This is a genomic window from Ochrobactrum quorumnocens (assembly GCF_002278035.1).
Taxonomy (GTDB): Bacteria; Pseudomonadota; Alphaproteobacteria; order Rhizobiales; family Rhizobiaceae; genus Brucella; species Brucella quorumnocens.
This window is the reverse complement of sequence record NZ_CP022605.1, coordinates 996,009-1,019,517: the sequence shown is the minus strand read 5'-3', so window position 1 is coordinate 1,019,517 and position 23,509 is coordinate 996,009. Positions and strand designations below refer to the sequence as shown.

The window sequence follows — 23,509 nt, the reverse complement described above, 5'->3', positions numbered from 1 at the left end:
TGACTGTCGTTTTCTAGTCAGTTAAGCTTCCAACTACTTTGCCCTACAGAAGGAAGCCGACTGATGGCCGCCAAAGTTTCGATAGCCGATATCGACACACAAATCGAAAAGCTGCGTGAACGTCGAAAACTCTTGATAGTCAAATCGGCTGACCGCTTTGCGCGTGCTGCAACAAAGGCAGGATTAGCAGAAATGGAACTGAGCGATGAGGACATCGATCGCATCGTCGAAGAGATCGCCGCGCGATTTCCTAAAGCGCCAACAAAGAAGACCAATGGGGAAACAGCTTGGCCGCATAAACAGACAAATGGCGAGATTGGAGCGGCGGCGGAGGCTCCTCATGGCAACTGATCGCAAAAAAGTGGCCCGAGAGAAAATCCTGCTCGGTAGTATCGTCATTCGTGCGGGTTTATCAAATGTCGATCGGGCATTCCTGCTGGGCGGACTTCTGGAACTGGCGAGATTGTCACCCGCAACAACAGAATATCAACGCTTGCAGGATTTGGGCGAGATCGCTTTCCGATCCCCTGTGTCTGAGCGCGGAGATGTTACAGTTTCAGATGCAGCCCAATGACGAGCAGATCATCATCCTACAGGGCCACACAGTCCGATCCGGTGTGGTCGTGCGATCTATTTCCGGCGAAAGGAAATGGACGAAGCCGCAGAAGTCAACCGGTTCGTCAAAGCGGGGAAACATAAAAGTCACTGAATATTGTGAGCGCAGCGGAGGGCAGCAACTGAGTGCTGCAGGATTCAGCACCGGGCAGCGCGAACCAATCAGCGAACCTCGAATAACCCATCGATATTCCAACAAAGCCGACAGTCATCAAAAGGAACAACCGATAAGGCACCCCATGGGCGACTTCGGTCTTGACGAAAGCCGCAAACACAATGGGCAGCGTGATGATCCGCGGATCATTAACACATCAACGACCGGATGAAACAGGCAAAGCAGGTTCTGCAACCCTGCATGCGCGTCGATGTTTGGTCGTTCGTCGAACACGGCGCTTAAACCCTCAGTTTCAAAGAAGCTCCATAGGCGAAGCGCACAGCATCCCATTGTCGAAGGCGGCCCGCCCGAACATATGCCATGCCGCATTCCTATGTGCTGTCTATCGAGACTACCCTGTTCAGGCTCCCTTTCTGATACGCAGATGGGATCGTATCGGCGCAACCGGACAAACAAAGATACATCATTTCAAACGGGAAGAAGAAGCAGTGTCAATGTTCCTCGATCTGCTGCGGATAAAATGAGCACGGGGATACAAGACAAAATCACTGGATCAGAACCGGTTCCATTCTGCTGATGATTGTTCGTCATAAGAAGAACGAAAGCAGGTTCGACACCTGCTCTCGTTCCACTGTCAGTGCAGATACAGCCGGACCTTACATAGAAAAGCCGGCCCCGAAATTCGGGACCGGCTCCATTCGTGGTTCAGTTCTGGTTATTCCAGAGGATGACTTTCCTATCCGGATCACCGCCCGGGGCTTGCGCGAGGTTGCCGAAGAGCACGCCAATTTCCGGGGCTTCCAGCTTTATGGAGACGTACTCTTCACCGGTCTGACGGGCGATACGGTTCCATCCGGCGCCAATCTCGAAACCGCTTAGGCGATGAATAACCAGGAAATCGGGGGCTTCTTCACTGACCTTGGTAGTGTTCGGGACGATGGCGATCGGGGCATTGACCCGGATGGTGGCGAAAACGCCCTCGAAAGTACCGTCAGTCTTCTGCGTCAGGGTTGCGATTGTGGTGGCCATGGTTCTGTTTCCTTCGGTTGCTCGGGACCATTCCCGATGGCGCACGAAGAGACGATGGATCTGCTGCGGTCAGCTCACCCGCATTTTTTGCAAAATTCTATTTGCCATATTTAAGTGATGGCGCACTTTTGCCGCTTGCGGGTGAAAGTGCCTGCCCTCGCATGGAAAAACTAAATCGAATTTTGCAAAAAATGCGGGCGAGTCTTACCCCGTCAGGGGTTGGCCGCAAAAGCTGACCCTCGTCTATACGAGCGACATAAAACGGGAATGGTGTGGAGGTAAAAGAAGGTATTAGCAAACCTTCTGGCCATCCAATCTGCTACATAGCGATGATCTGGCAACGCATTTCTAGCGCATTGTCGACATCCGACGGCATTCACTTTCCTCAGTTTTTGCCCGCTTCAAGCGAAAACGTAGATTCAGCAAGACACGTGTTTTTTGTTGTCGACGCAGATGTGATGATGTGTCGCCTCGTCCCCCTATCCAGAAGTTTTCAGCATTCGCTAGAACGTTCCGTACGAGGGAAGTTTGCAATCTACGCCACATTCACTCAGCTCGAGCTGGGTTGATACATTTAAAGCAAAGCGCAGCAATGGCTACGCGCACAACACAACCGCGCTTTTGGGTATCGCCCTGGCGGATGAACTATGAACAGGCAATGGGATAACGGCGACGGGGGCCGATCGAGCGACGTCGAGGCTTCATAGAGATTATCCTGTTTCCTGTAAATCTGGCTGCCGATGAGAAGAGGAATCCTGCGGTGGAATTTCGCTTTGCGGCCATTCACATTCCACTGTCAGTTGTACGAACATACCAGGATTGATCGGACTCACATTCCATCTGTCTTGACGAGGTATAAGGCTGGGTGAGTCAAAGGCAAAAAAGTTTCGCGACGCATAGACTGACAACGTGGAACGATTGTCCAAGATCACTTCTTATATAAAACCACAGTATCATGGTCAGCTCTTGGTTCAAGCCGGGTTATCCCTCGTCGACGAAGACCTCGTCGCGCTTCTTGCGTACCGATGGAAGCAGCACAACCACGAGAACGACTGCCGCCAGGGTAAGCAGAGTGGCGCTGATCGGCCGGGTGACGAACGTTGCAGGATCTCCGCGAGACAGGATCATGGCGCGACGCAGATGTTCTTCCAACAATGGACCGAGAACAAAGCCCAATAGCAGGGGAGCAGGTTCACAACGCAGTTTGGTGAGAAGATAGCCGATGAAGCCAAAAAATGCGACTGCGAAGAGATCGTAGACATTGGAATTGACACTATAAACGCCGATGGAACAAAACGTCATAATAATCGGGAACAGCACATAGTAAGGCACGGTTAGGAGCTTCACCCATAGACCAATCAGCGGTAGGTTCAGGATGATTAGCATAAGATTGCCGATCCACATGGATGCGATCACGCCCCAGAATAATGCTGGCTGTTCGGTTGCAACATTCGGGCCCGGCACGATGCCCTGAATAATCATGGCGCCGATCATCAGCGCCATAACAGGGTTGGCAGGAATGCCGAGTGTTAGCATTGGAATGAAGGATGTCTGCGCGCCCGCATTGTTAGCGGATTCTGGCCCTGCAACACCTGCAATTGCGCCCTTGCCGAATTCCTCAGGTGTCGTGGATATACGCTTTTCCACAGTATATGATGCAAATGATGCAAGAATAGCTCCACCTCCAGGCAGAATACCGAGGGCGGATCCGATCACAGTTCCGCGCAGGATTGGTCCCGTCATGCGCTTGAAATCATCTCGCGTCGGCATCAATCCTGTGACCTTGGCCATCAGCAATTCGCGCGAATGTTCGTTTTCGAGATTGCGTAGAATTTCTGCAATACCAAATACGCCAACGGCAACAGCGACAAAATTGAGGCCATCAGCGTATTCCGTGATGCCGAGCGTGAAACGTGGCGTACCGGTATAGATATCGGTCCCCACAAGGCCGAGCAAAAGTCCCAGAACGACCATCGAAAGAGCCTTAATTATCGAACCGTGCGCCAACGCGACGGAGGACACCAGTCCGACGACCATTAGCGAGAAGTACTCAGCCGATCCGAATTTGAGAGCAATTTCGGTGAGTGGAGGAGCAAAGATTGCGACCAGAAAGGTGGAGACAGTACCGGCAAAGAACGAACCTATTGCTGCGATTGCTAGTGCTGCACCGGCGCGGCCCTGCCGCGCCATCTGATAGCCGTCGATGGCCGTCACCGCAGACGAGGATTCTCCGGGCATGTTGATGAGAATTGCGGTGGTCGAGCCGCCATACTGGGCTCCATAATAGATACCCGCAAGCATGATCAGCGCAGATACCGGATCCCCGATCTGGAACGTGATCGGCAAAAGCATGGCGATAGTTGCCGTGGCACCGATGCCTGGAAGGACCCCGATCAATGTGCCAAGTAACACGCCGATTAGGCAGAAACCGAGGTTCGCAAGCGTCGATGCGGTCGAAAAACCAAGCGCAAGATTGCCAAAAAGATCCATATCCGCGCTCCCTAAACCGGCCACCAGGGTCCGAAACGTTGATAGGGAAGTGCAAGCGCATAGCTAAAAACAATGACGGAGAATGCCGTTATCGCAGCAGCAAGAATGATCGCTGTGAACGGGTTCATGCGCAACGAACCGAAAGAAGCAATGAGGCATGTCAGGAACAGTGACGGTATGAAGCCGAGGCCACGCACAGTCAAGCCGAAGAATATCGGCGCCGGCAGTATGAAGAGCAGGCCGCGCCATGCAATTGGGCCTATCGGCTCGCCGGAGAGACGTGTCGCCTGGACAAAAACAACCAGTCCAAGCACTATCAGTGCACCAGAAAGGACAAGCGGGAAATATCCCGGCCCCATGCGCAGCGGTGTACCAAGGTCCAGAGTCAGCGACTGATAGGCAAAAAAAACGCCGGTCATGGTGAGGAGCGCACCGCACAAACCGTTGGCCGTATCTATCGAAAATTTACTTGAAGGCTCGGTCATGGGCCTATCGTCTTTCGGATTTGCCGTTGAAAGGGCTGCGCCGGTGGCCCGGCAAGTGAGGTCAGGGGTACTTTGCTGCGGCTTTTGCGAACGGCGGAAATGCAATCAAGGGATATTCACCCAAACCCTAATTGCCTATTATACGATCAGTCCGCGTATTGTCCGGCTGCTTCAATAATCGGCTTCCAGCGCGCAACTTCGGACTCTAGCTTGGACTTCAATGCTTTTGGTGTGGCATCGGCTTCAAAAGACGGCTCTGTTCCAAGTTCGGCAAAACGGCCAACAACGTTCTCGTCCTTAAGGGCAACCTGAAGTGATTTCGACAGGCGTTCGGTGATTTCGTCCGGGGTTCCCTTAGGCGCATAGATACCGTGCCAGATACCCACTTCCAAGCCGTCCACACCGGCTTCCTTTGATGTCGGAATGTCTTTCAACACCTCAAGGCGCTCAGGTGAGGTTACCGCATAAGCCTTGATTGTACCCGCCTGAATCTGCTTCGTGGTGTTGGTTGTCTGGTCGCACATGATGTCGACCTGGCCGCCGAGAAGATCAGTCATGGCGGGACCGGTCCCCTTGTAAGGAACTGTGACAAGTGGAGTGTCAATCGCGCTCATAAACAACATGCCACAAAGATGCGAAGCTGCGCCGATACCAGCGTTGGCGACTGTCGCGGTATCCTTGTTGGCCTTGGCATATTCGGTCAGTTCCTTGAGATCGGTTGGCTCAAGATCCTTGCGCGCAACGATGGTCATAGGAACCTCCGTGACCAGACCGACATATTCGAACGCGTTCAGCGTATCATAGGCGAGCTTGCGGTAGAGAGTGGCGCTCGTAGCCATTCCGATATGGTGAAGCAGTAGCGTATAGCCATCAGGATCAGCGCTTGCAACGCGCCCGGCGCCAAGTGTTCCGCCTGCGCCGCCGACATTCTCGACGATAACTTGTTGTCCGAGGTCCTTGGACATGGATTCCGCAACAAGTCGCGTCACAGTATCGGTCGGCCCACCAGCCGCAAAAGGCACGACCATTGTGATCGTCCGGTCGGGATAGTTTTGCGCTTTTGCGTTGAAAGCAGCGCACGAGACAACAAGTGTCGTCGCCAGAGTGGTGATAAACCTCATCATAGTGTCCTCCCAGACTATGTTGCGACGGGTCAAGCCCGTGTTCTGAATTTGATTCCCCACGCCTTTCCGGGCGCTACGGCAACTAGGTGTGATACTATCGAGCCAGCGCATAATTGCTGTGTTACCGAAGCGGCTTTTGAATCGACAGAATGATCCCGTGTTTTTTTTAAGAATGTAGTACATCCTGTAGAATTGCCAATAGCTGAGTTTCAATGAAAACGCTTATACTACCAAAATTCGGGGTGCACCTTACTGACGCGTTGAGCTAAATCTGAACCAAAGCAACTTTCGGGGGGCAGTTGTGAAGGAAGGCGATCTCAGTAAATCTGATTGGCGAAACTCAATGAGTTATTGCCAATTGAGGCGCTAAGACGAGAACGAGGTTTTCGTCTGGGGATGTTAAACGATCACCAGCGCATTATCTTTCAACTCGCCCTGCATTATGAACTACATAACAGGGCAATTTGAATTGATCTGTGAGCCGTTCCGCCGCTGCAGTGGACGCGGTTTGGGAAGCCGTTTCGATTGCGATCGGCGAGAGATTTGCACAGTAGTTCGCTTGGCCGTAATATTAAGTACTCCCCGCCTCCCAATAGTGCGGTTATAGCTATTGGGAGCGTTTCTTACCGTCGTTACGTCAACCTCACGGACATTCCGCCGTCTGCGATTAATGGGCTCCCGGTTACGAAACTAGACCGATCTGAAAGAAGAAACAAGGAAGCCTGCGCAATCTCTCGGGGACTTGCCATCCGTTTCATGGGATGCAGGCTGGCAATGAACTTCAGAGCGTCCCGATTTCCTTCTCCCCCACTTGGTGTGACCGTACCGCCTGGTAATAAGGTATTAACACGTATGCCCTCGGCCGCATGATCTGATGCCAGCGACTTTGCCAAACCGATCAATCCTGCTTTAGACGCCGCGTAAGCTCCCATACCAGACATGCCACCGTTACTAAACCCAACAAATGATGAAGTGAAAACGATGGAGCCTTGTCCGCGTACCCTCATTGCTGGTATCTGCGCCTTGGCGGCCAGGAATGCACCTGTCAGATTTACTGAAATCACGTTGCTCCAATTGCCGAGGCTCATATCCGGAACGGGCTGCATCTCGCCCACAATTCCGACATTGTTGAATGCGCCGTCCAACCCACCAAACTCTTTTTTGGAGAGGTCTACAAGAGCAGCGGCGTAGGCCTCATCCTTCACGTCGCCAGCCAAAAACACGGCTCTGCCATTTGCCCGATTGAGTCCTTCTGTAATAGCTTCAAGTTCTCGTGCTCGCCGGGCACCGAGAACCACATTGGCTCCTTCGTCTACGAACAATTGAGCTGCTGCCGCACCGATTCCGCTGCTTGCGCCCGTGACGATTATAGTCTTGTTGTGTAACTCCACGAGGTGTCTCTCCCGAACATTGCATCAGCGCAGTCTAGCCTGACGTCAGATGGCGATGCCATCCGATTATTGCTTTCAAACTATCTTCCGTGATGAGAGATCAACAGTTGAACCTGCTAAGCTCGACTTTGCACATTAAGCAGCGAAGCAAAGTGCCTCGGCCATACGTTTGATCCGGCCTGGCGGTATTTTAGGTATGTCCGGGTGAAACGCGGACTGTCGATAAATATCCTGGTGCCATAAAACCATACGAACTGCACCGATGGCGTCGGAGAAAGTGCAGCTTGTTTTTTTGTACCATGACGCGGCATATGGAAGACTGTTCGGACCGAGTAGATCACACGCCCACAGTGTTACGAGGCTGTAGAGTGCCATCAAAGACGGCGTCGTGCGCAGAATGGCCTTATCGTTCCACTGTCTTTGCGTTTCCACACCAAGATGCGCACGGGTCTCGGCAAAAGTGACCTCGATCTGCCAGCGACGAACGTAGAAGGTAATGATCTCCACAGGATCAAGATCCGTATTCGTACTCATGAAGGCCTGCGGTTCGCGGCGAGATGTTGGATCGCGAACGATGACCCAGCGAATGTGTTTGGGTGGTGTTCCACGTCGATACCAAAGAGCTGTTCCCGACGTGATGTCGAGAACTTTGTTGGTCTGTCTGGCATACCACGACGATACTGCAATCTGCTGCCACGAGGTATTTGTGTCCTTGAGCACAGCTTTTAGTTTTGGCAAGGGTTGCCCCTTTTGCGCGGGTCGTCCGAGCGTGTGTTCATGCCTTTGAGACGGTGCTGCAAAAAGATTAGCATCGAGGCGCAACCGAGTGATGAGCGTAGCCCTGTCTGGAAGTGCTGCGGCCAGTGTATGAACCGCAAAGCTGCTATCGCCGACAAAGATGATCTGGCGACCTGGTAGCCAACGACATATCTGCAGCAGGCCCTGCCTTGCCCAATCGGTCAGCATCTTGTGTCTTCGGAGCATCTTCTGGCTATATCGTTCTGAGGGAGACAGGATTGTCAGCACAGGCATTGCTTTGAGGCATTTGGCCCAGGGGACCGGTGAAAGAACCATAAAACTCAGCCACCGCAATCCACTGGCCTTGACGAAATGACCATGGCTGGAACGTATCGGGTCTCGGTATATACCTCGAGCAGCAATACGCTGACCCCATCGCCGTTCTATTGTATCGTCCATTCCAATGACAACGGGGCCTTCGGGTACAAGCCGTGTCACAACAATGGATAATAAGTGTCTTGCCAACAAGCGTGGGTTCCAGCGAGCCCGATTGAGAAACTGGTGATAAGTGGCAAAGCTGGTCACATCGGCGCGACCCGTAATTCGCAGACACGATGTCACTGTTCGCTTCCCCGGTGCAAGGAGAGCTCCCATGACAAGGACGAGCAGATGACTCCATGTGGGCGCTGTGAACCCGCAACGAAAAGGCTCTAGCCATTGGTGAAGACGATGAGGAACCGCATCCCCGGTCTCATTATTGCATTCATCTGCTTTGGTCATTCAACAGTTCGAATCCGATCAGACGAATGACGCAAGGTCACAAGCTGCGGCGAATTGATTCACCAAAGACGCTCAGTGCGGCACTCAAAATCGATGCCAATTTTGTGCAAAGTCGAGCTAAGAGAGGTAAAGTTTATTAGAAAACTCCAAAAATTAAGGCTTCTTCATTTTGACGCTTTGTTGCTTCTTTTCAATCTGGTACCTACCTTGTAGCAACCAGATCGAGGAAAGTACGACCTAGCTACCTTCCGTTTAGACATCGTTTGCCCCACGTTCATGTTAAGCGTGTGGATATTGATACAAGCTCGTGACGATGACCAATTTCTTCAAGGATTGCGGCAATTTCGGCAAGATGAACCCGTGCAAAATCTTCAGCGATGAAAGCTGATTTTTTCAACCATATCGTTGATTAATTCAGCTTCCTTGCTCTGCGGGTCATGCTGCCGTCCAACGAAAAGGCCCCGCGTCAGCGAGGCAGCTGAATGTGGTGATAACTCGCTATATATTCGTTATAGGCTCAACCAAGTCGGGGATAAGACTTGGGCAAGCTGATCAGCTGGGACTCGACCAGCAAGAGAGCTTCTTTCGCCCTCCCAACACCAATTCTGCGTCACCGTTCTCATTAGTGGCCCACCGACGTTAGCCCCTTCGTAAGGTTATCTACTAGGCCATATACTCTGGCACAATTACAGCACCCGATGAGTGCTCTGTCAGGCTGCTTCTCGCTTATCCCAAAATGTCGGTTGCTCGATGTCCTTCTTTAACTCCGTCCACCAGAATTACGTAACCTTTCGAATTTTGAGCTCGTAGTGGTTGCAGTTTTCGATATTCTGGAGAATTATACCAGCCCTCGGCTGAAGTTCGATCTGGGAATGAGATCATTATTAGATCTCCCGAGAATTCGCCCTCTAGAACATCTTTATTGCCATTACCATGAAGAACGTATTTTCCCCCGAAGGGTGCAAGTGTAGCATCTATTCCTTTGAGGTAGTCGAGAATATCCTTGCCCATGACAACATCGTGCAAATTAGCTAATGCAAAAGTCGTCATTGAACATTCCTATCGTTTAGAAACAGACAACGTTACTTTAACCGTACTAGCAAACTATTCAAGTGGCATGACGTTAAACGCGTGTTGAATGGATGTCGCTCCGCAACAAATAGCTGTTCTTCATGTTTACTTAAGGCTCGTATCGCGCGATATCGCTTTCATGAAAACCATTTGCTATCTTCTGGCCAGCTTTGGCTTTGGCTACTTTTACTATGAACGGTATTGGCGCTGGCACGATTGTATCGCCGAAGCGTCATCGAGCTGCTTAACTGAAGATGGGAGCAATCTCACCAGTGGCGGCCAGCTTTGGGGCATCGTCGCGGCAGTTTTTCTCTTGTTTGCACTACGGACTATCCTCCGATCACGTAAGCAATAAGAAGCGCGGGGGAGCGAGCGGTTTCTGAACGAACTTATCGCGCCAAATGAAAGAGTCCCGCCAATGGCACTGCTTGCATCTATTCTTTGCGCAAATTCAAAATGCTGCTTAATCAAGATGCAGGATAAAAAATGGTACGCTATCTAATGGCAGTAGCGGCTTTAGTCACAATCGATTTTGCCGTTTGGCAATTTGGTCTTAATACGCGTTGTCGGTTTAACCAAAACGGAAGAATGTCCGGCTTAGTCTCACTGTGTCGCTCGCTGTTTGAACGAAGAGCTATCAGTTGCTGCGGTCCCATTTCATCTGGCGGTGCGCTTCTGCTTTCAGCGCCTACGCATGGGCACCCCGCATTCCGTTTAGAACGCCTCTAATTGAAAAAGGCGATGGGATGGCTGTATGACGCCAGCAATGAAAAAATAGCGCTCCCTTTTAAGGGTCCCTTTTTTTAACGATTGGTGTTTTCAAATCAATTGCGCTAGAACAATACGAGCACTTGAATCACATACTGCAGTTAATACCGATAATTTCTGTAACGGCAGCTCTTATATTCCTTGAATAGCACGAATAGTGTAGACTTTGATGACATTTATACTATCAGTTATCCCCACCATCTTTCGTTTATGACTTCCGCCCCTCTTCCAACGCCTTCAACTGCTCTGCGAAAAAGTAACCTGCTCAAATCATGAGGCCCGCCGGCAGCGGACTTCTCGCAGGACCCCTGATAGGCCTGAAAGATATTACCGGCTACCAAAGAGTGATATATAAGCCAAACAAATCGGAGCTTTACAGGCCAATTGTTAGCAAGCTTTCGACAAAGATGGGGGTTATAGCTCATGGCGCGGATTATGAAGCGTTGGGATGACGTGGAAAAATATGTTGCAGAAGATTATGTTATCGCCTTCCAAGAGACCTTGAGGACTGCGCTTCAGGAAAAAGGTATGTCTCATGCAGATTTGGCAGACCTTCTCGGCGTATCCAGATCTCGTGTCAGCCAATTATTCATGGACGGCACCAATCCCTCGATTCGATATGTAGGTTTAGTACTGTTTCGGCTCGGCTATTCGATGGAATTTAAGAAAGATTGACGAATACTTAATCCGAATGTCGGCTCTGTAGTGAGAATTTTATCCACGCGTTTTCCAATGGATATCAACCGCATTTCCACAGCCTTTTTCGTAGTAATGTCTTCTCGAGTTTAAAATTCGTCTATCGGAGATACTGGAGCGCTTTACCTCGACTCCGACGGATTTGTACGACACGAAACACGAGAGGAAAGAAGGCGCCTCCAATCGGTGAGGGATGCATCGCTATCGGTTTTCTGTTTATTCCCTAACGCTAAATTGTAAATTCACGTTCACGCGCCGTTTGAACGTCTTTCGTTCAGGCCGCCTGCTTCATTGACTTTGCCAAGCGCTTGATCGCCTGGTCGAGCGAACGATGCCCGTCGCAATAATCCTGCCATGCATTTATATTCGCCAGTAGTGGGGCACCGTACGAAGGGTGAACCGCTTTGGATCGAGACCTATTTTGACTTGGCTCCATGTCAATGGCATCGATACTGTGGCGCAGGGTCGGGCTCGCGGTGACAATGACGCAACAGCGGTAGTCATCCGGTCGTTGCGCAGGTAATCGAGCAAGATGCGACCCTCGCGCTTATTCTTGGCCATCTTGATCAGATAGAGATTTGGGTTCTCTCGCGCCATCTGCAAGCAGACGTCGTGGGCAAAGCTTCTTGCTTCTGGCCAGCCCAGTTTATGGCTCTTTGCTACAGCAAGCGGCGTCACGACATGCAACCCTTTCCCCCAGTGGTTTTGCAGAAGCTAACAAGTCCGAGTTCTTCTGGCCGATCACGCATCTCGCGGGCGGCTTCGACCACAGTGGAGAAGGGCACGTTCGGACCCGGATCAAGATCGAAGACGAGCCGGCCTGGCACTTCTGGTTGTTTCGGTTCGCAATTCCAGGGATGCAGTTCGACGCCGCCAATCTGCGCGATGGCGACGAGCCCCTCGACACGATCGATCTGCAGGTAAGGTTTTTTATCGCCGAAGACAGTGACCATTTCGAGCAGGCTCGACGTTCCATGCGTTGCATGCCGCTGGAAAAATTGCTCACCCCTAATGCCATCCGGGGCTCGGATGATCGAACATGGCCGGCCCTTGATATGTTCGATGAGCCAAGGGCCCACGGCTTCATAATATTGCGTAAGCTCGACCTTGATCACCGGCTGATCATCACTGGCATCGGGCCACAGCGGTTTCTCAGGATTGGAGATCAGTACGCCCATAATACTTGCTTTCTCGCCCTGCCAAAAAGACCTCTTGATAGGGCACTTCGGCCTCTACAGGCGGTGCAGGCTTTTCGGCGACGACTTCCCGCGCTGACTTGTCTTCTCGCAGGCCTTTAAACGCCGCCTGGCGCACAAGTCCATCAGAAGTCCAGCCGGCGAACTGAATCTCGGCGACGAGCACCGGCTGTAGCCAGACGATATCGGAATCATTCTTGGGTGAGCCGATCCCTGTAAACGGAGATTTATTGGTTTTTAGTTCGCGAAGCTTTGGGAGAATCCTGTCGATGATCTTTGCGCTATATCCCGTCCCGACTCGACCGACATAGATGAAGTGGTCGCCCCGGTTAATGCCGACCAGCAGAGAGCGAAACTTTCCATTCGTTTTGGCATAGGCTCCGATCACCACTTCATGTCCCGCCCGGCATTTGGCCTTGACTCAGGTCGCCGTACGGCCAGCCTGATAGGCAGCGTCAGCCTGTTTCGAGACGATTCCTTCCAGCGACATTCGGCAGGCCGACTTAAGAACTGCCTCGCCTCCAGTTTCGAAATGCTCTACGAAGCGCAGGCGTGGATCATCGTCTGCATCCGTCAAGAGTGTCTGCAGTTGGTCTTTACGCTCGATAAGAGGCAATTCGCGCAAATCCATGTTGCCTTCGAACAACAGATCGAAGGCAAAGAAGACCAAAGCGTCCGTCTTCCCTTCAGATAGCGCTGCCTGAAGGGCAGCGAAGTCTGGCGCTCCGTTTTCGTCTAGAGCACAGATCTCTCCGTCGATAATGGCATTGGGAAGCTTGGAGGCCGAAGCCACGACCGCCGGGTACTTGCTTGTCCAGTCCTGTCCTTTGCGTGTCTTCAGCGTCACCACGCCGTTATCTATGTGCATCTGGATGCGGTGACCGTCAAATTTGATTTCATGGATCCAACCGTCGGCCGCAGGCGGACGTTCGCGCGTTTCACACAGCTGTGGAGGAACAAAGTCGGGCATCGCAGTCTTTACTGTTGCCCCTGCTTACTTTAACTGGGTTTTCGCTTCTGCGCCGCGTTTATCGGCTGCAAGACCATGATTACTGTCCCAGACCGCGTCCGCCTGCACTTCGCCCCTTTCGATCATGAACGATTTAGGTTCCTTGCCCTTACCGGCAGCGATTGTTTCCATCGTCCGTCCCGACGCGACCGAGGTCGCGTTATACTCGAGGATCGTCTCGCCATTTTCCTCGACCGAAAAGGCGTCACGATGTTTTATCAGCAGCCAGTTAGTGCGCTTGCCGCCGTCACGGTCATTGCGCATGCGAACCAGCACGAAGCTCCCGCGCAGTCGTTTGCCTTCAAGTTTGAACTTGAAATCACCTTTGGCAAGCGCTTGTTTGGGGTTCGCATTGCCCTCCGGCTCCCAATAACCGCGATCCCAGATCATCACGGTACCCCCGCCGTATTGGCCTTTCGGAATGGTGCCTTCGAAATCACCGTAGTCGAGTGGATGATCCTCAACTTCGACAGCAAGGCGCTTATCATGGGGATCAAGTGACGGTCCTTTTGTAACCGCGCAGGATTTAAACCCGCCGTCCAGCTCGATACGAAGATCGTAATGTAGCCTGGTGGCAGCGTGTTTTTGGATGACGAAGCGCGTTCGGTTCGAAACCTTGAGTTTCGCTTTGCCGCTCGGCTCCTGTGTCTTTTTAAAATCCCGTTTTCGTTTATAGGTTGAGAGCTTGTCGCTGGCCATAAAAGTCCCTCAATTTATATCGTCAGCCACCAGAAGGGCGAGCCATTCGGGACGTTCGAGTGTTGATCCGCTTGCAACGTGAACACAAAAAGGCCGCGTCCGCCGAATACGGCTGGGCCCCACGAAAACAAAACTGTCCAAAGCGTATTGTGTTCCTCACTTATAGACGAAAGCGCAGATCAGAGAACGTTTGTCGTTCACTAGATGCGTCGGCCTCCATCGTCAACATGTCGAGGAGTTCACCGTCAACAGGCGAGTTGCGCCAGTTGCCAGCAACACAAAAGATGAGTTCTTCATTGTGGTCTAAAGTGAGCCGCGGCTACGGCCTCGTTTCATATCGGTGCGCCTAGCAATGGGATCTTTTGTTCTTCGCTACAGTTTCGAATATTCGTTCTGAAACGATGCCGCCGACACTGGTTAGACAGGAGCCTGACTTGTTGCCGCCTTGCGAAAATCCTCGTTAACCTGCGTAACGTTTTGGAAGGTCTTTATTTGCCGGCACATGTTGTAGCCCCCTCCATCCCCACCAACCTACTGCACAAAGCTTTGCCCAACTATGGAAATCGGAAACTGAGAGACGCGTAACAATATCGTTCCATTAGCTCGAGACCCGTGTCGACCATTGTAAAAAGCATCCAAGCGAGGGGCTGGGTATCAGCTGGACAAGGCCTTGGCTTAGCATTTCAAGTAACACTAGATAGAGTGCGTCCGAAAACTCGCTGATAATATTAATACTTCCACCTAAGTCATTATTAAAAAACAATGTTTTTGCCATTTAGTTACCGTTACTGGCAACAGAACCGCGAAATTGTGGAACAAAGCAATAGTATAGGCGTTAGCAGTCACGACGAAAGGAGCCAGCCCATGAAATTGAAGGCGATCGCACTTAACGCTACTTTGAAAAACTCGGGCGGTAATCCTTCATCGACGGAATGTATGCTGCATCTAATCTCGGAGGCAATGGCGCGAGCGGGAGTTGAAACTGAAATTATTCGTCTCGCTGACTACCAAATCAAACCTGGTGTCTCCTCCAATGAAGGAGATGGCGACGAATGGCCTACAATTAGGCAAAAAATTCTAGCCGCTAACATCCTTGTGGTAGGAACACCAATCTGGCTGGGTCAGCCTAGTAGTTTCCTAAAGCGGGCTTTAGAACGAATGGACGCATTTCTAAACGAAACAGATGACCAAGGTCGCATGTTATCTTACGGAAGGGTGGCCGCCGTAGCGGTTGTCGGCAACGAAGATGGTGCACATCATGTATCTGCCGAGGTTTATCAGGCGTTAAATGACGTCGGCTTCACCATAGCTGCGAATGCCGTGAGTTATTGGGTCGGTGAGGCTATGGGTAGTACCGACTTTGTCGACTTGACCGAAGTGCCTGAGGTGGTTTCCAATGCCGTTGACATGCTAACTCGTAATGCTGTGCACCTAGCAACTTTAATGGCGAAGAACCCTTACCCTGGCAGATAGCTTTGGGGAGTGATTACAGCTGGTCCCCGTAGAAATCGGTTCGGCTCATAAAATAGCAGGAGATATACATGGCGACTAGCAAGTTTCTTTTTAATCTCCGGGTTACACCCAATTAATTGTCTTTTCTGTTAAATGGAACAGATCAACCTCTGCGCGAAAGTTAGACAACAAAGTGAGAGACCACACGCGAGGATCATAACGCATTTGCTGCGTCAATCTCATAAAGTAAAGTCATGGAGTTGCAACGCAGGAAAGCTCTCGCAATCTTTCACCTGAACGAAAATGCGCTTCGGTATTTAGTCATCGATGGGATGTGATACGATGATGCAGCAAAATTGCTCTATTGCTGGCTTCGCCCGTTAAAAAGTCGGATACACTTCGACGCTTCCCATTTGAATGGCGCGGTCAAGGCGACTTACATAAGTGATAGGCATCGACAAAGGTTATTTCTGAGTGGTTCACGCTACTCATAGATACCGAGTTCTTGGTACTGATATTAAATTACGCGCACGGATTCCTGTGTCGTTGTTTTGATCTGGGATGGTACCAAGTTGCAGTGTCGCTTTTATGCAGCCACTGTTATACCGGTCCGCTGTAAAGGCCGTCGTTCCACTGAAACATCCGACAGAATGCGCCGATTAGATTTGAAGTCTGTAAATTTGTTCTTGCAACAATGACTATCGGGACTGGTTTTGGAATCGATAATACATTATTGAAAGCGTCTCTCCTTTGCTCACGTTTTTATAGCAAAATGCGCCAATAGTCGCAGCTTTTTCCAGCATTGGCACATTGACAATTTGGTCTGTTTACCTGCTTATTTTCGTGGGGAGTAACATCCCTCAGACCACTCCCATGCTAGGCCGTGTGGACGGATTTGATTAAGATGAAAGCAGAAGCGATTGCGACGATGGATCGGAAGTTTCTTGCTGTTTTCTCGCAGCGTAATGCGACACGTTTGAACCGTTTGAGCTTCCCCATCATTTGTTCGATACGTGCGCGACCTCGATAAAGCGCCGTGGCAAAATGCTTCGGAATATTACGCCTGTTTGATCTGTAAGGGATCACAGGGATAGCGCCAGCCTTTCGCGCAATCTCTCGATTAACGTCGCTATCATAGCCTTTGTCAGCAATGATAGCGCGGTGCCTGACTTGAGGGCCCGTGTCCATGAGGCTTTCAAACTGTTTGCTATCGGAGGCTTCGCCTCCGGTCAGTTCAAAGCCAAGGGGCTGACCATTTCGGTCGGTTTTCAGATGGATTTTGGTTCCGAACCCTCCACGAGACCGGCCGAGCGCTTGACCTTCCTGCCCCCTTTAGCGCCTGCTGCAGATACATGGGCGCGAATGACGGTGCTGTCGAACATAGCGATAAGATGAGCGCTTTCATCAAGCCCAGCCAAAATGGAAAAATAGTCCTCGAAAACACCTGCTTTACCTAAACGGTCAAAACGCTTCCATACGCTGTTCCAGTTACCAAACCGCTCAGGCAAAGCCCGCCATGAGATGTTGTGAAGGGTGAAATAATGCAACGCCTCAAGGAATAGGCGGTCATTTTTAGCTTTCGCGCCAACGGCTGGCAGACAAGTCCGAAAAACCTCAAGTGCCAGTTCATAGTCATTTTCTGTCATCTTGGTGCACATTACTGACCTCCAAATCACGTCAGCAATATGTGAATCACGTCGAGTGAAAGTCTGGAACCGGAAAACTTATACCTGAGTCAATTCGTCCACACGGCGTAGTTATACATCGTGGAGAAGGGCGAACGATTGGCGCGCACTGCTTCCTAACAAACATGAGCCGCGAACCTGTGTACATTCAAAGCGCGGTGGTAAAAATCACGACGCACAGCGTTACGCACACGGCGTATATCACGGATGCCAAGGATATTCGTTACTCTGGCGATACGACAGGTTGGCAAAGGCTTACCCTGCAAGGCCAATGATGGCGAGTGATTTCGGTCTAGGGCATCGTGATCTCCATCGTATTTCAGAAATCAGATGGAGTCATAACCTGCTGAAATCACTCTTCACATTTTGGAATAGGCTCTCAAAGAGCTGACCTTTTCGAGGGCTTATTAGGTCGCAGATAACTGATCTGAGGAATGTGAGTTAATGGTCGCATAAAGAATGCTTTCGATGCTGCTGCGGACCTCAAAAACGATGGTTATCCGGATGCTAAAAACGACTCGCGCAGAAACGCTAGCCGCAACAAGACGGACCTTTGTGATCGTACCTAAATTAATCACGAAAATTCCTATGGAGTTGCGTGAACCTTTTTGAAACATAACAGTTATGGGATTATCGGTATTGATATCAACAAACGTTCCGTGAACCATCGGGAGTGGCAACGCTGAGGGCCCTCCCCCACTGTTCATGGTAATGGTCCCAATTTCGGTGCTCTCGGCCTAGAAGGGTGGATATGCCTGTAGATGGTTTAATACATGGTCCGCTGGGCAATAGTTGCCTCCATTTATGCGTGGACATGCAACGTCTTTTTGCCCCCGGAGGGCCTTGGGCAATTCCTTGGACACAGAAAGTCTTACCCAACATAGAAAAGCTATCTGCGAAAAAACCCGAGCGAACAATCTTCACGCGTTTCATACCGGCTAGGCGAATAGGGGAAGGCAGAGGTATGTGGAAAAACTACTACCGAAGATGGAGAAATGTGACCTTGGAGAACCTTGATCCTGATTTGATAGAGCTGATGCCCAATTTATCAGTTTTCTCTCCACCAGCCAAGGTTCTCGACAAGCATGTTTACTCGCCGTGGAGTGAGGGAAAGCTTGATGAGATGTTGGGAGGATCGGGGATAGACTCATTAGTCATTACTGGGGGTGAAACAGACGTCTGTGTACTCGGTACTATTGTTGGCGCGGTTGATCGCGGGTTTAGAGTCGTTATCGTTACAGATGCCATTTGCAGTTCCGTTGATCAAACCCATGATGCGCTCATGACAGTCTTTCATGATCGCTACAGCGAACAGATTGAAACGGCCACAATGCTTGAAACTTTGGAACATTGGCAATAACTCAGTAGGAGCAGGGTCGTGGCGGATTGCGTACAATGAGAATCCCTTGCTTATCTGTAAAATGGTAATTTTCTCATAGCTTTGTTTGAATATTGGAAGGATGAATTCGTACAGATGGCCCCTTAGGTAGCGCTCTCCACGGGATCTGGGAAGTCACGGGATCCTAACAATCCAGACTGACCTCATGATTACTTTAGGCTGGATTTAGTGCGTGGCGGCAGCGGTAGCAAAAATTCGCTGGGTGCGCATTCATGTGTTGCCACCTCGTCATTTATTTGGCTGGCTTTCATATCAATTGTTCGAAAGGGAGCAATTAATTCAACTGCCGATATTATCCGACAGCCGATTTCATTTGGCTGACACGCCTGCGCCCTTATGGAGCGCCGTTTTTCTCGCTCTTCATCCGTTTCTTAGCCGCAAGGCCTTGTTGCTAGCAACCCGAGAAGCTGCGCAAGGTTGTCACAACCCCGCCAACTAGCCTTATAAGCGTGACTTACGGTAGGGTTTCCAGTCAACCCCTTCGAAGAAACGTATGTGAGGCATAATTTTTCTCCTTGGCTCGACAGCAATGAACGAGTCTGATCAAATGACAGCAATGACTGGAGAAGCGCGGAAAGAGTTAAATTGAAACGACCATTCGCCGCGCGCATGTATCGATGATTAAAGAACAAAACGAAATTTTTGATGAATTTCAGATTTCCCTACTTCTACGAAAGCATGGATGGTCAAATCTTGTTCTTAGTTTGCCGAATAGCACTCACACTTCGGTAGTGACCGATGTATTTTCCGACATCGTCAACAATATTCTTGCATGTTGCGAAGCTGTCATCGACAACCATCAACATACCCAGCCGTTTTATAATGAGCGGGGCGGATCTGTTTGGAGACTCATTCCAGATCCGATCATGAAGCACCTTGTACGGGTAAGAGTTTTCGACCTGCCATATAGAGCAGGCGAATTCACTGAATCCGACATCATTACGCCGGTTGTCGATCTTCTCACGAAACGAAAGCATTTGCTTCTCAATTTCATGATGGAATTGTTGAGAACCAAGCTGCTTTATGCCGACGCATCATTTTACAAAGACCGTCAAGCCTTTCCTCATGCTCGCTTTGCGAACGTTTGGGACAAATGGTCTAAAGCCAACATTGGTTGCCCATTTTGGCTGCCAAGCTGAATATGCAAGCGCCGACATGTGGTAAGCCTAGAGCACTGCACGAACACGCGGTTCAGTACCCCGAGTAGGATCGTAGCCGCAATAGCGGGATTTATCACCACTGTCGGAAAGCACTACGCGACGTTGAGGCTTGCATAACGCAAGTTTAATCGGAACCATCGCCCACTCCAAGCGGCCCTTAAGGCTCCGGTTCTAGCTGGGATTTGGAGTGAAGACTCATATCCGATATAGCTCGACACTCGCCGCCTACGTGTCTTTGTCGATGCGTCATCTAATTTTGCCTTCTACTTAGGCTTCGTGCTTTTCTCTAGCGCTGCGCATTTTGTTTCTGGTGTCCTTCACTCTTGTCACCTAGCGACACAAGCGCCTTGGCTTCAAAGAGGAAGCGTCAACTTTGAACGACGGGATTTTCAGTTTCTTTGCCGAGCGCATAAGTCTGAGCGGCTTTGATTTCTAGAAAGTCGGTCATGTTCTCTCCAATCTGGTAAGAGATGCGGAAGTTTTACTAGCCCATCTAGCTCCTTCGGCGTTGCCGATTACGAACAACTCGCGACGATCAGCAGCAAACCACCGTCTCACCACCGCGCGGATCGTGAACATTATCTTTTCTTAATCGCTCACAATCTTGCTCGACAGCAACGCCTCGAAGACGAATGATCAAATATCTGTGCCGCGAAGATAAAACTGCTTAACAACTTCCATAATTGGGGCACAGAGTCACTTGCTTCACTTGCCCAATCCGTTAACATTTGTTTAACTATGGTTTGGATAGGAGGTGATATCAATGCCTTTTCGAAACGCACAGTATCAAGGAACTTTCCGCCCCGCAGAATTAGTCATTCTACAAAAAGCATATGAAGAATGCTGCGTTTTACTCGATCGATGCCTTACTGGCCATGAAGACAAGGACAGGGTGGCGCGAGCCATCATCCGCGAATTTGAGCGTGGGATACACGATCCCGTTAAGATCGCTGAGCAGGTGGCAATAATTGAAACGCATGTCAGTGTGACTTCGTCTAAAGCCCATTATTCCGATACGACTGCATAGTGACCCAAGTCGTCTAATCAGGGCAGATCATCAATCGGCGGGGTGGGAACTGGCTTCAACCAACCAACTTCACCTCGCCGTATCCGATAGAGGGCGGCAGGCGGGCTGCAATGGAAGTGCGGCGGAACGGCCGAGATCACGGTGTGAACGAGGCGCTCGCCTGATGCAAAAAGCTCTACTGTCGTGAAATTAATACATTGATAACCGGAAATTATCGTTCTTCTGGAAGTGAAAGAAGCATCGTCCACACGAAAACACCATTAGACACGCTAAATCCATATATAAATGAAACCGTATTCTTTGAATTTAAATATTATCAATTCAATACGTTTTATAAATAACATTTACTCACATCTTAGAGACTAACCGTAAATTAATTTGAGTGATTTCAGTTGTTTATGATTCTCTGTGGTTTACCAAGACTACGGAGGATCACATGGCCTGGACTGAAACCGCCCGTCGCGACTATGGCAGACGAGGCTTACGCTATGCAAGCGACTGCACCGACGATGAATGGTCTGTCGTCGCGCCGCTTTTGCAGCCGATGAGCAAGGTCGGACGTCCGCGCGAGCATGATCCACGTACATTGTGGAATGCGATCCAGTATATAGCGACAACAGGCTGCCAATGGGCGCAGTTGCCGAAGGAATTCCCGCCGTTCACGACAGTGCAGTACCTGCGAGTTCCGCAAAGTCTTGAAATGGTGACCGATAGTCATTCGCGAATTGATTCTTTCGGATCATATGAGCCCCTTCAATGCCAGCAATTGTTGTCTCTGCACTGTGAAAAGCCATGAAGCCCATGGTGTGTTTTATAATCTGCTTGATGAAACGATGACCTGTTCAAGAATATTGTTGAGATATTTGACCTGCAGGATTTCGATCATCTTATCTATGCCAGTGATTTTCAGGATCGTGTTTATGGCCTCCGCTCCAGCTAGAATCGCCCTGCTTTTTCAACGCCAATCTTGCGCGGAACGCCATTACTTGCGATGGCGACGCATGGCGATCTGCAGAAAATGGCAAGAATTCCTAGAATGCTTTGTCGATGAACTGCCCCCATTTTTGACCGGACACTTAGCATAAGCAGAAAGGCCCAAGCACAGGCTTGAGGATAAGCTTATGGCTAACGAGTTTCAACAGGGTGACCTGACGTCCGGCGGCGCAGCTGGACAACCGAACGCAAACTGCAGATCATCGAGGAAAGCTATGCTCCGGGGTGACCGTTTCCTCTGCGGCTCGGCGGCATGGAGTTGCGCAAAATCTTCTGTATCGCTGGCGTAGGCTCCTGAACGGGGGAGGGGCTGTAACAGTGGGTTCCGATGAGCCGATAATCGGCAATTACGAGGTGAAGAAGCTGGAAGATCGAGTGCGCTAGCTTGAGCACATCCTCGGTCGCAAGACGTCGGAGAACGAGATTCTCCTCGAAGCCCTTTCGAAAACCACCATGTCCCGCGGTCTTGGCCGTATGCGTATAATGTTTTTGCGATACCGACCACAAAAGAAACGGCGTGTTGCAGTCTGTTCATCTAAAGGCGAAGCCGATCATTCGGCACACAACCCACAAACTCCGAACGTGGCGGCAAGCTTCCCAGGACAAAACCAGGCTTAATGCAGAATTGATACGCCTGCGCCGAACAACGATATTGACGAGCAATCATCACTATTTTGGAGCTTAGTTCTCAAAAAAAGTTAGTTACGAGCGCTTGGACAAATTCAAATTGCAGGCTTTATCGGAGGAACCAAGGGCATCCATGAACGTTGACTCTGTATGCGGGGTCTACACCAAAGGAGACCACAATGGCAAGTTCGAAAGAAAAAACACTCGACGATCTGTTTTATGACACGCTCAAGGATATTTACTACGCCGAACGCAAAATCGTTAAGACATTGCCGAAAATGGCAAGAGCCGCAGCGGCTCCAGAACTTAAGGCGGCTTTTGAAAAGCACAAAGAGCAAACTCAGGAACACATCGAACGGCTGCAGCAAGTATTTGAGATCCTTGGAAAACGCGCTCAGGGCAAGACCTGCGATGCAATTGAGGGCATTATTTCAGAGGGCGAAGAGATTATTGAAGAATTCAAGGGAACAAAAGCTCTTGATGCCGGGCTTATCTCTTCTGCGCAAGCGGTGGAACATTACGAAATCACACGCTATGGCACGCTGAAGCGCTGGGCCACTGAACTGGGACACAAGGACATAGTAAAGCTGCTTGACACCACTCTCCAGGAAGAGGGTCAAACCGATGAAGATTTGACCAAGCTGGCGGAGACCAAGATTAATCTAAAAGCCGCCTAAACCCACGAACCCCGCTTCGGCGGGGTTCACAAACTCTAGGGGAATAAAATGGATAAAAAGAAAAGTCCGTGGTCAGATCCCGCACTTCATCGAGACCATCAAGCAGTTGACCCTTCCTCGATCGAACCAAAAGATCATCACCAGGAGCCTACACATGAGCAATCGAACACTCCTGGTAATCCGAACAGAAAGCTACCCCAGGAACCCTATCCTGATCGATCAAATTCGTGATTAGCGACCGCTTCAGACGGTGAAGTATAGCCTTTTTCTCAGATGGATCTGA

The 23,509-nt window shown here is 50.3% G+C and carries 19 protein-coding genes and 5 pseudogenes; 13 read left to right on the top strand and 11 right to left on the bottom strand.

Annotated elements, in window-relative coordinates:
* Nucleotides 1-63: 63 nt before the first annotated feature.
* From CES85_RS26945 to CES85_RS28390, 4 genes and pseudogenes are all read left to right on the top strand, one after another.
* The gene (locus CES85_RS26945; protein WP_095445253.1) at nt 64-351 is read left to right on the top strand and encodes a TraC family protein; all 288 of its coding nucleotides are present in this window, start codon (nt 64-66) and stop codon (nt 349-351) included.
* Nucleotides 341-574, top strand: a complete 234-nt coding sequence (locus CES85_RS26940; RefSeq protein ID WP_095448801.1) for a conjugal transfer protein TraD — start codon at nt 341-343, stop codon at nt 572-574. The genes CES85_RS26945 and CES85_RS26940 overlap by 11 nt, the downstream gene beginning before the upstream one ends.
* Nucleotides 573-709: pseudogene (locus CES85_RS27505) on the top strand (type IV secretory system conjugative DNA transfer family protein); the annotation flags it as partial. The gene CES85_RS26940 and the pseudogene CES85_RS27505, both read left to right, overlap by 2 nt.
* A gap of 182 nt (nt 710-891) precedes the next feature.
* Nucleotides 892-1,254 carry a WGR domain-containing protein gene (locus tag CES85_RS28390; RefSeq protein ID WP_434063373.1) on the top strand — a complete coding sequence of 121 codons (363 nt, stop codon included), beginning with the start codon at nt 892-894 and terminating at the stop codon, nt 1,252-1,254.
* A 181-nt stretch (nt 1,255-1,435) separates the two neighbouring features.
* On the opposite strand, the gene CES85_RS26930 is transcribed toward CES85_RS28390, so the two are convergent.
* The 7 genes from CES85_RS26930 to CES85_RS26895 all read right to left on the bottom strand — a co-directional run bounded on the left by CES85_RS26930 (nt 1,436) and on the right by CES85_RS26895 (nt 9,817).
* Entirely contained in the window at nt 1,436-1,759 is a 324-nt protein-coding gene (locus tag CES85_RS26930; protein WP_095445250.1) for a DUF736 domain-containing protein, read from the bottom strand.
* A gap of 981 nt (nt 1,760-2,740) precedes the next feature.
* The gene (locus CES85_RS26920; protein WP_095448800.1) at nt 2,741-4,249 is read right to left on the bottom strand and encodes a tripartite tricarboxylate transporter permease; all 1,509 of its coding nucleotides are present in this window, start codon (nt 4,247-4,249) and stop codon (nt 2,741-2,743) included.
* An 11-nt stretch (nt 4,250-4,260) separates the two neighbouring features.
* Nucleotides 4,261-4,734: a tripartite tricarboxylate transporter TctB family protein gene (locus tag CES85_RS26915; protein ID WP_095448799.1), complete on the bottom strand. Its 474-nt coding sequence runs from the start codon at nt 4,732-4,734 to the stop codon at nt 4,261-4,263.
* A 146-nt stretch (nt 4,735-4,880) separates the two neighbouring features.
* Nucleotides 4,881-5,858, bottom strand: coding sequence for a tripartite tricarboxylate transporter substrate-binding protein (locus tag CES85_RS26910; protein ID WP_095448798.1), 978 nt, complete (start codon nt 5,856-5,858; stop codon nt 4,881-4,883).
* Between the two features lie 632 nt (nt 5,859-6,490).
* The gene (locus tag CES85_RS26905; protein ID WP_095448797.1) at nt 6,491-7,249 is read right to left on the bottom strand and encodes an SDR family oxidoreductase; all 759 of its coding nucleotides are present in this window, start codon (nt 7,247-7,249) and stop codon (nt 6,491-6,493) included.
* 135 nt (nt 7,250-7,384) lie between these two features.
* On the bottom strand, nt 7,385-8,767 hold the full coding sequence (locus CES85_RS26900) for an IS701 family transposase (RefSeq protein ID WP_095448796.1): 1,383 nt from the start codon (nt 8,765-8,767) through the stop codon (nt 7,385-7,387).
* Nucleotides 8,768-9,493: 726 nt separating this feature from the next.
* Nucleotides 9,494-9,817 carry a DUF1330 domain-containing protein gene (locus tag CES85_RS26895; RefSeq protein ID WP_095448795.1) on the bottom strand — a complete coding sequence of 108 codons (324 nt, stop codon included), beginning with the start codon at nt 9,815-9,817 and terminating at the stop codon, nt 9,494-9,496.
* Nucleotides 9,818-11,041: 1,224 nt separating this feature from the next.
* On the opposite strand from CES85_RS26895, the gene CES85_RS26885 reads away from it, so the two are divergent.
* Nucleotides 11,042-11,281 (top strand): helix-turn-helix domain-containing protein, encoded by a 240-nt coding sequence (locus CES85_RS26885; RefSeq protein WP_157743548.1) that lies wholly within the window; start codon nt 11,042-11,044, stop codon nt 11,279-11,281.
* Nucleotides 11,282-11,576: 295 nt separating this feature from the next.
* Here the strand turns inward: CES85_RS26885 and ligD are convergent.
* A pseudogene (gene ligD, locus CES85_RS26880) lies at nt 11,577-14,206 on the bottom strand (DNA ligase D).
* Between the two features lie 864 nt (nt 14,207-15,070).
* Between ligD and CES85_RS26875 the strand changes: the two are divergent.
* Entirely contained in the window at nt 15,071-15,679 is a 609-nt protein-coding gene (locus CES85_RS26875; protein WP_095448793.1) for a flavodoxin family protein, read from the top strand.
* 855 nt (nt 15,680-16,534) lie between these two features.
* Here CES85_RS26875 and CES85_RS26870 read toward each other — a convergent pair.
* Together CES85_RS26870 and CES85_RS26865 are read right to left on the bottom strand one after the other, a co-directional pair.
* Complete coding sequence (locus CES85_RS26870) at nt 16,535-16,930, bottom strand: IS5 family transposase (RefSeq protein ID WP_235889509.1); 396 nt, start codon at nt 16,928-16,930, stop codon at nt 16,535-16,537.
* Nucleotides 16,927-17,316, bottom strand: coding sequence for a transposase (locus tag CES85_RS26865; protein WP_095444932.1), 390 nt, complete (start codon nt 17,314-17,316; stop codon nt 16,927-16,929). The genes CES85_RS26870 and CES85_RS26865 overlap by 4 nt, the downstream gene beginning before the upstream one ends.
* 778 nt (nt 17,317-18,094) lie before the next feature.
* Here CES85_RS26865 and CES85_RS26855 point away from each other — a divergent pair.
* The 5 genes and pseudogenes from CES85_RS26855 to CES85_RS26840 all read left to right on the top strand — a co-directional run.
* Nucleotides 18,095-18,703 carry a cysteine hydrolase family protein gene (locus tag CES85_RS26855; RefSeq protein WP_095448791.1) on the top strand — a complete coding sequence of 203 codons (609 nt, stop codon included), beginning with the start codon at nt 18,095-18,097 and terminating at the stop codon, nt 18,701-18,703.
* Nucleotides 18,704-18,914: 211 nt separating this feature from the next.
* Nucleotides 18,915-19,181: a hypothetical protein gene (locus CES85_RS27365; RefSeq protein ID WP_157743547.1), complete on the top strand. Its 267-nt coding sequence runs from the start codon at nt 18,915-18,917 to the stop codon at nt 19,179-19,181.
* Between the two features lie 178 nt (nt 19,182-19,359).
* Nucleotides 19,360-19,881: a hypothetical protein gene (locus CES85_RS26850; protein ID WP_095448790.1), complete on the top strand. Its 522-nt coding sequence runs from the start codon at nt 19,360-19,362 to the stop codon at nt 19,879-19,881.
* Between the two features lie 784 nt (nt 19,882-20,665).
* Nucleotides 20,666-20,929: a hypothetical protein gene (locus tag CES85_RS26845; RefSeq protein ID WP_095448789.1), complete on the top strand. Its 264-nt coding sequence runs from the start codon at nt 20,666-20,668 to the stop codon at nt 20,927-20,929.
* Between the two features lie 436 nt (nt 20,930-21,365).
* Nucleotides 21,366-21,602 (top strand): annotated as a pseudogene (locus CES85_RS26840) (transposase); the annotation flags it as partial.
* Here the strand turns inward: CES85_RS26840 and CES85_RS27360 are convergent.
* Nucleotides 21,589-21,925, bottom strand: a pseudogene (locus CES85_RS27360) (DDE-type integrase/transposase/recombinase); the annotation flags it as partial. The pseudogenes CES85_RS26840 and CES85_RS27360 overlap by 14 nt on opposite strands.
* A 154-nt stretch (nt 21,926-22,079) precedes the next feature.
* Here CES85_RS27360 and CES85_RS26835 point away from each other — a divergent pair.
* Both CES85_RS26835 and CES85_RS26830 read left to right on the top strand, forming a co-directional pair.
* A pseudogene (locus tag CES85_RS26835) lies at nt 22,080-22,369 on the top strand (transposase); the annotation flags it as partial.
* Between the two features lie 359 nt (nt 22,370-22,728).
* A complete protein-coding gene (locus CES85_RS26830) occupies nt 22,729-23,226 on the top strand; it encodes a YciE/YciF ferroxidase family protein (protein WP_095448786.1) in 498 nt (165 codons plus the stop codon).
* The last annotated feature ends 283 nt before the right edge of the window (nt 23,227-23,509 follow it).